This is a genomic window from Streptacidiphilus neutrinimicus (genome assembly GCF_000787815.1).
In the GTDB taxonomy this organism is placed as follows: Bacteria; Actinomycetota; Actinomycetes; order Streptomycetales; family Streptomycetaceae; genus Streptacidiphilus; species Streptacidiphilus neutrinimicus.
The window spans coordinates 43,833-51,130 of record NZ_BBPO01000031.1; the positions used below are offsets into that span (position 1 = coordinate 43,833).

3 protein-coding genes are annotated in these 7,298 nt (G+C 75.2%); 2 read left to right on the forward strand and 1 reads right to left on the reverse strand.

Going from position 1 to position 7,298, the window contains the following annotated elements:
- Window positions 1–19 precede the first annotated feature (19 nt).
- On the forward strand, window positions 20–1,210 hold the full coding sequence (locus TR48_RS20400) for an ArgE/DapE family deacylase (RefSeq protein ID WP_084729586.1): 1,191 nt from the start codon (window positions 20–22) through the stop codon (window positions 1,208–1,210).
- Window positions 1,211–1,352: 142 nt separating this feature from the next.
- On the forward strand, window positions 1,353–3,419 hold the full coding sequence (locus tag TR48_RS20405; RefSeq protein ID WP_042369410.1) for a SpoIIE family protein phosphatase: 2,067 nt from the start codon (window positions 1,353–1,355) through the stop codon (window positions 3,417–3,419).
- A gap of 17 nt (window positions 3,420–3,436) precedes the next feature.
- Here the strand turns inward: TR48_RS20405 and TR48_RS20410 are convergent.
- Window positions 3,437–7,298: amino acid adenylation domain-containing protein (locus tag TR48_RS20410; RefSeq protein WP_052442815.1), on the reverse strand; the 3,862-nt coding region annotated here is incomplete at its 5' end.

Here is a 7,298-nt window from a genome sequence, read left to right on the forward strand (position 1 = left end):
CTGCGTCTGGAAGGACGTCATGCTCCCCGAGACCACCGACACCACGGACACCACCGACACCACCGACACCACGCACACCCCCACGGCTCTGCTGGCCCGCCTCGTCGCGATCGACTCCGTCAATCCGGACCTCGTCCCCGGCGGGGCGGGCGAGAGCGCGATCGCCGACTACTGCGGCGGGTGGCTGGCCGACCGCGGGTTCGAACTGCACCGGCTGGAGCAGCGCCCCGGTCGGCCCTCCCTGGTGGCGATCGCCCGCGGCACCGGCGGCGGCCGGTCCCTCATGCTCAACGGCCACCTCGACACCGTCAGCCTCGCCGGCTACGACGGCGACCCGCTCGACCCGCGGGTCCGCGACGGGCGGATGCACGGCCGCGGCGCCTTCGACATGAAGGGCGGCCTCGCGGCCATGATGGTGGCCGCCGCGCGCGCCACCGCCGCCGGTCCGCTGCGCGGCGACGTCGTCCTCGCCTGCGTCGCCGACGAGGAACACGCCAGCTTCGGCACCGAGGAGGTGCTGGAGTCCTTCACCGCCGACGCGGCCGTCGTCGTCGAACCGAGCCACCTCGAAGTCACCCTCGCCCACAAGGGCTTCGCCTGGTTCGACGTCGACATCGCCGGGCGCGCGGCCCACGGATCCCGTCCCGAGCTCGGCGTCGACGCCATCGCGAAGGCCGGACACTTCCTGGTCGCGCTGGAGGAACTGGGCCGCCGCCTCGCGAAGGGCCCGGCGCACCGCCTCCTGGGCACCGGGACCGTGCACGCCTCCGTCATCCGCGGCGGCGAGGAGCCCTCCACCTACCCGGCGCACTGCCGCATCACCCTGGAACGCCGCACCGTCCCCGGCGAGGACGCCGACACCGTCGAACGCGAGCTGACCGAGGTCCTCGACGACCTGGCGGCCATCGTCCCCGACTTCGCCTACCGGCTCACCCGCGGCCTGCACCGCGAGCCCTTCGAGGCCGACCCGGAAGCACTCGTCGTCCGCACCCTCACCCGCCACGCCGCCCGCTGCCTCGGCCACCCGCCCACCGTGCGCGCGGAGCCCTTCTGGACCGACTGCGCGCTCCTGGCGCGCGCGGGCATCCCCTGCCTCCTCTTCGGGGTCGACGGCGCCGGCGCGCACGCGTCCACCGAGTACGTCGACCTCGCCTCGCTGGACCGCCTCACCGACATCCTGACCGCCACCATCGAGGACTTCTGCTGCTGAGACCCGGGACCGCCCGGTTGGGGTGACCGCGGCGCCTCCGACTGGCTGGGGCCGACCAGGCGGTATACACCTGAGCCAGGGGCGCCGCTTTCGGGCAGGGCGTCTCGCGGGGTCAGCCTGCCGGCGGCGGAAGGTGGCGGATGTGAGCGGCGGTGAGGCTCTCGACGACGCCGATGGCGCGGCGGAGGCGCTGCTGGACGTCCTGTTCCAGCAGTCGCCCGTCGGGCTGCACCTGCTCGACACCGACCTGCGCGTCCTGCGCGTCAACATCGCCAGCCCGGCCATGCGGGCCGTCCGCGAGGAGGACCTCGTCGGGCGTCCGCTGACGGACGCCTACGGCCTCGCCGACGCGCGCGAGATCGAGGAGCGGGTCAGGGCGGTCCTGGACGGCGGTGAGCCGCTGGTGAACCAGGTCGTGCGGGCCTGGACCGTGGACGAGCCCGAGCGCGAGCGGACGTACTCCCTGTCCGCCTTCCGGCTCCAGGACCGCGGCGGCAACGTCTTCGCCGTCGCGCTCCAGATGGTGGACGTCACCGAGCGGGAGAGGGCTCGGCTGCGGCTGCGGGTCCTGGCCAGGGCCCGGGAGCGGGTAGGGCGGACGCTGGACGTGCTCGCCACCTGCCGTGAGCTCGCGGACGTCCTGGTGCCCGACATCGCGGACACGGTCACCGTGGACGTCGTCGACGCGGTGATCCACGGTGACGAGCCGGCGCCCGCCGATCTCGTGGCGAGCACCCCCCTGCGGCGGGCGGCGTTCCGCACCGTCGCGGAGGGGTACGCACCCCTGTACCCGGTCGGCACGGTCTACGACATTCCGGGGCCGACCCCTTACACCCAGGCCCTGTCGGACCTGCGGCCCCGGACCGTGCCGCTGCTCGACGACCCGGCGTGGATCGCCTCCGACCCGGCCCGGGTGAAGTCCCTCCGGGAGCTCGGGGCCCACTCGATGCTCGTTGCGCCGCTGACCCTGCACGGTTCGGTGCTCGGTCTGGTCACGGTCTACCGCCACGACCCCTCGGACGGTTTCGGCGACGACGACACCGCGCTGCTGCTCGAGGTGGCCGACCACGCCGCCCTGTGCATCGACAACGCCCGCCGCTACTCGCGTGAACACGCCCTGGCGGCCACGCTGCAGCGCTACCTCCTGCCTCCGCGACGCATCTCGCGCACCGCCCTGGACGTCGCCCCGGCCTCCCCGATCCCCCCGGGCGGCGGCCAGTGGACGGACGTCATCGGCCTGCCCGGCGCCCGTACCGCCCTGGTCGTCGGGAACGTCGCCGGGCAGGGCATCGCCGCCACCACGGCGATGGGGCAGCTGCGCACCGTCATCCGCGCCCTCGCGGGCTTCGACCTGGGCCCCGACGAACTGCTGGCGCGCCTGCACGACACCACGCTGGTGCTGGCGGGCGAGGTGGCCGCGCTGCCCGTCACCGACCCGCTGCACGCACAGCCGCTGCGCGCGGACTGCCTGGTCGCCGTCTACGACCCGCTCTCCCGCCGCTGCACCGTGGCCCGGTCCGGCTCCGCCGGACTGGTGATCGCCCACCCGGACGGCACCACGGAAAGCCCCGAGATTCCCGCCGGGCCTCCGCTCGGGGAGCCCGACCAGTCGCCTTTCGGCGCCGTCACCGTGGAGATCCCGGATGACGCGGTGCTGGCCCTGTCCACGCTCGCCAACGACGCCCCCGAGCGCGTCCACGGCCCGCGCGTGATCACCGAGGCGCTGAGCCGACCCCGACGACCGCTGCAGGAACTGTGCGACGAGATCGTCTACACCCTCCCGCCGACCGGCTCGACGGTCGACGTGACCTTCCTCCTCGCCCGCACCAAGCCCTTCCCGGCCGACCAGGTCGCCGGCTGGCGCCTGGACGCCGAACCGGGAGCGGTCGCGGTCGCCCGGCGCCACGTCCGCGACCGGCTCGCCGCCTGGGACGCGGACGAGGAGCGGGCCTTCGCCGCCGAACTGATCGTCAGCGAGCTGGTCACCAACGCCGTCCGCCACGCGCGCGCCCCGATCGAGCTGCGCCTGATCATGGACGGCACGCTCACCTGCGAGGTCCGCGACGCCAGCCTCGCCGCGCCGCATCTGCGCCACGCCCGCACCGTCGACGAGGGCGGCCGGGGGCTGTTCATCGTGGGGCGGCTCTCCCAGGACTGGGGCACCCGCTACACCCGCGACGGCAAGACCATCTGGGCCGAACTGGCCTGACGACCGGCGCGCCGGGGTCAGCCCGCGGTGAGCCGTCGGGCCTCCGCGGCGGCGGTCGACAGGCGCGGCAGCGGATCCGGCCGGTCAAGCCGCCCGTCGCTCCGCAGCAGCGAGAGGTACTGCCGGCGCGGCATCAGCACCGCTCCCAGGGAGCGGACATGGGGGCTGTCGCGCTGGGCGTCCAGGAGCTCGCCGCCCGCCTCGGCGAAGCGCCGGGCCAGGTCGGCGACGGCGACCGCACCGGAGCCCGGGCGGGCGCCGAACATCGAGTCCATGCTGAAGACGCGGCCGACCCGCACGCCGAAGACCCCGCCGACCAGCTGGTCGCCCTCCCAGACCTCCGCGCTGTGGGCCAGGCCCCGCGCGTGCAGCACCAGCAGGCAGTCCATCAGTTCGTCGGTGAGCCAGAGGGGTTGGCGTCCCGTCCGGCAGGCGTGCAGGACCTGCTCGAAGGCCCGGTCGGCGCTGGTGGTCCAGCGCAGTCGATGGTTCAGGCTGCGCGCGAGCCTGCGGCTGAGGTGGACCTCGGAGACGGGGATCACCGGCCGTGGGTCGGGCGACCACCAGGCGACGGCCCAGGGGTCGTCGCCCTGCCCGATCACGGGGATCCGCCCGGCGCGCACCTCGCCGCCGTAGGCGGCCCGCGCCGTCTCGCGGATGCGGTCGTCGGCCGCGGGCATCGGATAGGCGCCCGCGACGTACGCCGCCTGGACCTCGTCGGGGGCGAGGCTGCCCCCGAAGGCGACCGGGGCGTCCGCGGGGGCGTGGGAGAGGTCGAGCGCGGGCCAGGAGGCGCCCCGCCGTGCCGGGCCCGAGGCGTTCCGGGGCGGGCGGGAGAGAAAGCCCTCGCCTTCGAGGGCGTCCACGTAGCGGCCGAGCATCCGCGGGTCCACCGGGGGGATGCTCAGACCGCTGTCGGCCAGGGCGGCCTCCATGTGGTCCCGGCTGAACCGAGGGAAGACGCTCTGCAGGTACATCTCGCTGACGCTCATGTCGGCGTGGTTGCAGCGGTCGACGAAGAGGGGCACGAAGGGGGTCACCGGATGGGCCGGGTGCTCGGCCGCGAAGCGGATCAGCGCGCCCACCCACTCGGGGTAGGGGACGTCGCGGACGGCCCACCCCCGCGTCCGCAGGCTGTCGCGCAGCACGTCCACCAGCGCGGGGCGGGGGTTGGTCAGGTGGTAGACGCCCCCGGGGCGGGGGACGGCGGTGGAGATGTGGTGGACCGCGCGGGCGAAGCAGTCGGCCGGGAGCAGGTCCAGCGGCAGGTCCACGGCGGGGCACAGACCGGAGTCGGCCACGAACCTGACGAGGGCGCAGATCTCCGTCCCGGTGTTGAGCACGCCGGTGCTCAGCGGGCCGGTGACGTCCTGGAGCCGGTAGACGCTGACCGGGACGCCCGCCGCGGCGGCATGCTGCAGCAGCAGCTCCGCCACCCACTTGGACTCGACGTATCCGACCGAGAGGTAGTCGGCGTGGGCCAAGGGGGTGCGCTCGGTGACCGACCTGACGCCCGCGGCTCCGTACCCGGCCATCACCGCCAGGCTGGAGGTGTGGTGGAGCGGGACGGACCGGCGCGCGGCCAGCTCGACCAGCGCCCGCACGGAGCCCACGTTCACGGCCCTCAGGTCCTGGTAGGGGTAGATGAAGTTGACCTGGGCGCCGAAGTGGTAGATGAGGTCGAGGTCGTTTTCCAGCGCGGCGGCGATCTCCGGGGCGAGCCCGAGCCCCGGCGCGGCGAGGTCGCCGACGGTCGGCAGGATCCGGTCCCGGCGCCGGTCGGCGGCGAGGTCCCGGCGCAGGTAGCGCAGGTGGGCCGCGCGCAGCCGCTCGAAGGCCTGGGCCGGGTCGGCGGCGCGCACCAGGCAGTGGATCCGGGCTCCGGTGCGCTGCAGGAGTTCGTCGAGCATGTGCGCGCCGCACAGCCCGGTCGCCCCGGTGAGCAGGATGTCCTTCGGCCGGTGCGGGTTCGGCTCCGGGCCGCGGGTCCCGACGGCGGTGAGGCTCAGCGCCGCCTCGGCGGTGAAGTCGACCGGTGGCTGGTCGGCGCCGGTCAGCCGGCCACGCCGGGCCAGCATCGCCTGCTCGGTGAAGGCGGCGAGGGTGGGACGGCGCAGCAGCGCGCGGGAGAGCTCGCGCACCTCGGTGATGTCGATGCCGAAGATGACGCGGGCCCGCGCCAGCATCTCCATGGCGAGCAGCGAGTTGCCGCCCAGGTGGAAGAAGTCGTCGTCCTGGCGGACGTGTCCGACACCGAGGATCTGCGACCACAGGTGCGCCATGGCGGCGTGCGGGCGAAGCGGCGCCGCCGGAGCGGCCGGGAGCGACCCGGCCGGCGGACGGAGGGCCTGCGGTGCGACCGACTGCGGTGCGGCCGCCTGCGCGTCGTGCGGAACAGCAGCCCCGGCGGGAAGCGCGGCGCGGCCGGACGCGGGGGCGACGTCGGAGCGGGCCGGCGGCCGGCCGCGGGCCAGGGCCCGGCGGTCGATCTTCCCGTGCGGCGTGACGGGCAGGTTCTCCACGGCGGTGAACGAGGCGGGCATCATGTAGCCGGGCAGGGCCCGGGCGAGCGCGCGGCGCAGCTGGTCCGCCGTCTCGCCGTCGGGCGCGGCGTCCGGCGCGGGGCGGTAGAACGCGGCCAGCTGCTGGTCCAGTTGGTCGCGCCGGTCGCGCTGCCGCGCCACGACGACGACGTCGTCGACGGCCGGGTGGGCCCGCAGCACGGCCTCGATCTCCGCGGGGTCGATCCGGTGACCGAGGATCTTGATCTGGTCGTCGACGCGGCCGACCACCGACAGCGTCCCGTCCGGCTCCAGCACCCCGATGTCGCCGGTGCGGTACATCCGGCCCCCAGGGGCGTCGGCGAGCGGGTCCGGCAGGAACTCCTCCGCCGTCCGGTCGGGCTGCCGCCAGATGCCCTCGGCCAGATGGTCGCCGCCGATGTAGACCTGGCCCCGTTCGCCGGGCGGCACCGGTCGCAGCGCCGGGTCGAGCAGGTGGACGCGGGTGCCCCGGAGGGGGCGGCCCACCGGGGCCGGGGCGCTGTCGTCCGCCGAGGCGGCCCATGCGCCGAGGTCGCAGGTGGTTGAGGTGATCGTGGTCTCGGTCAGCCCGTAGGCGTTGACCAGCCTGGCGCCCGGGGCGTGCTCCAGCCAGCCGCGGCAGTCCTTGGCCCGTACGATCTCGCCGCCGACGACCACCAGCCGCAGCGTGTCGAGCGCGTACCGGCCGGCCCCGAGCAGGCTGAGGAGCTGGCGGGAGTAGGCGGGCGTGAGGTCGAGCGTGGAGACGCGGTGCCGGGCGACGGCGTCCAGCACTTCGGTGGGGGCCCAGGGCGGCCCGCCGGTCAGGACGGTGGTGGCCCCGGTGATCAGGGGGCCGAAGATCTGCTCGAGCGAGGTGTCGAAGCTGATCGCGGCCAGGTGCACGGCCCGGTCCCCGGGATGCCAGCCGTACCAGGCGGCGGACGCCGCCAGGGAGCCGGCCAGGGAGCGGTGGGTGACCGCGATGCCCTTGGGCGCGCCGGTGGTGCCGGAGGTGTAGATCAGGTAGGCGATGTCGTCCGGGTCGGGCTCGTCCGGCCGTGGCCGCTCCCACGGTCCCTCGGCCGGGCGGCCCGCGCCGGTCACCTCGTCGACCGGGACGACCGCCGCGGTCGCGGCCCCGCGACCGGAGCCCTCGGGCCCCGCCGTCGCGGCGGCCTCGCACAGCCGCCGGTGGTCCTCCCCGGTGACCACCAGCCGGGCCCGCGCGTCGCCCAGCAGGTGGGCCAGGCGGGCGGGGGGCATCGCTGGATCGAGCGGCAGGAGCGTCGCCCCGGTGCGCAGGATGGCGAGCAGGCAGACCACCAGATCGGCGGTGCGGTCCAGGCAGACCGCC

What these genes read in the sequence shown, in the direction of transcription:
- TR48_RS20400 (WP_084729586.1), top strand. Translation starts at nt 20, where the DNA reads ATGCTCCCCGAGACCACCGACACCACGGACACCACCGACACCACCGAC.